Origin of the sequence: Duncaniella sp., assembly GCF_029054785.1 — a bacterium.
Taxonomy (GTDB): Bacteria; Bacteroidota; Bacteroidia; order Bacteroidales; family Muribaculaceae; genus Duncaniella.
In genome coordinates, this window is the sequence record NZ_JAIDEN010000112.1 from 1 (window position 1) to 2,024 (window position 2,024).

Annotated in this window: 1 protein-coding gene and 1 pseudogene; both read right to left on the bottom strand. The window is 43.4% G+C overall.

The features are described 5' to 3' along the window. Positions 1-65: 65 nt before the first annotated feature. Positions 66-1,076, bottom strand: coding sequence for a sigma 54-interacting transcriptional regulator (locus K2H17_RS07400; RefSeq protein ID WP_300133249.1), 1,011 nt, complete (start codon positions 1,074-1,076; stop codon positions 66-68). Positions 1,077-1,259: 183 nt separating this feature from the next. Next, a pseudogene (locus K2H17_RS07405) lies at positions 1,260-2,024 on the bottom strand (hypothetical protein); the annotation flags it as partial.

Genomic DNA, 2,024 nt, shown 5'->3' on the forward strand with positions numbered 1-2,024 from the left:
AATGTACGTGAAGTTACGAAAAATATCTGAGATTACGGCCACGTTGCCGTTTTCCGAGTTCGATTTCATGCAAAAATTCGTCGTCGCTCCTCCTTTTCATCACGAAGCAAAAGACTTTCTTTCATTATAGGAGTCGCCTGACATATTGTGAGGTCATCGGCATTGATTAGCGTGCCTTCGACATTTTGTGCGGCGAGAAGAATTGTAACCTTCAATTCTCGGATGTTGCCGGGCCAACTGTGTTGTTTCAGCAACTTGACAGCCGACGCTGACAGTCTCTTGGGTGGCTCTCCATTGTCTTCAGCGTAATTTTGAAGGAAGTAGTCCGCAATAATCGGGATGTCTTCTTTCAAGTGTCGCAGCGGATGCACATTTATATCAAGCTGCCGCAATTCGTAGAACAAAGTCGGTCGAAAGGTCTTTTCTCTGACCATCTCCAACAGTTCAGGCTCTGCGGTACAGATGACCCTGACGTCAGGATGCTCCTCTGAAAGAATGTGAAGAAGCACTGATTGTTTCTCGATATCAAGAAGATGTATATTCTTGATGATTAAGGTGCCTCCTTTAGTGTCATTGAAATAACCTTTTATCCGATTGTAGGTCTTGCTTCTACCTGATTCCGGGTTATCCTTACCGACAAGTGCAGCACTACCGGCTTCAATTTCCATGAGTGAGTTTCCGGACCTGTTGCTCAGACGATATATTTCGAGAGCAATCATTTCTTTACCCATTCCGCTTTCGCCAATGATCACCACATTTACATCGGTAGAGGCAATCTGACGGATAGATTTTTCTATCTCACAGAACTCCTTGCTTTGACGATGAATCAGTCCGCCTTTAGCAAAGATTACATCATCGACATCTCGGACATACTTTTTCACCAGTTCGGGAAGCTGCTTGTCTATGGAGGGACGTTGAACGACATTCACCGCTCCATGATCCGCCATCACTTGGGTTGCTTCAGGGTCACCGAGGCGTTCTACTATGGCTATTACCGGAAAGTCCTTACGTTCCAGTTTTAGCCAGTTAACTAACTCTTTGGCAGAGCCATCGGGGGAGTTTGCAATCCGCGACAATCACTGCGCCGGGTGGCAGCTTTGCCACCTCGTCTTTTGCTGCCTCCATCGTCTCAACTGCTATCGGCTCATAGCCAGACTTGACAAGCAAGCCAGCCATAATCCGACGGTCGGAGTCGGAGGCATCTACAATCAATACTGTATTCATGCTAATTAAATTTGTGTTACGCCATTATTAATCCTTTAATTTTTAATGTATTTCACAGCCACTGTTTGTCCATCATATTCCCATGACTCCGTATATGCCTTCAATTTGCTTCCTACCCAAAGAGTCACCTCGAAAACGCCGCCATTTCCCGGGTTGTTTTTGCAGTTCAATCCCCACAGCGAAGTATTTTGACTTAAATCCAGATTGACTAAATGGTTATCTTGACATTCCAAATACCCCAGATCTATATTGTGGCTTAAGTCTAAGAATGCCAGTTGATTTTTATCGCACCATAACGATGTCAGAATGATGTTATGGCTTACATCCAAGTTCTTCAATTGGTTTTCAGAGCAAGCCAAGTGAGTGATTGCAACATTATGACTTATGTCTAAGGATGTCAATTGGTTTCTAAAGCAGTTCAACATTTCCAAGCCTTTATTCTGACTTACGTCTAATGATGTCAGCTGATTATCATTACATTCCAAGGTTTTTAAAGCAGCGTTTCTACTTATATTCAAAGAAGTCAGTTGATTCCCCGAGCAAAACAAGTATTCCAGCAAGGCGTTATACCCCATATCCAAAGATGTCAGCTGATTGTCATCACAAAACAGTACGGTCAAAGCTGAGAAATATTCAATGCCCCTTAGAGATGTTAATTCTGCGCCCATTACGTCCACCTCTGTTATATCCTTCACATCAGCACATGTGATATGGTGAATATTGTCGATATATCCTTTTTGCTGGAGTATAGCAACAAATGCAGGATTAAACTCCGCAGTGATGTCAGTCTTATCAGAGAG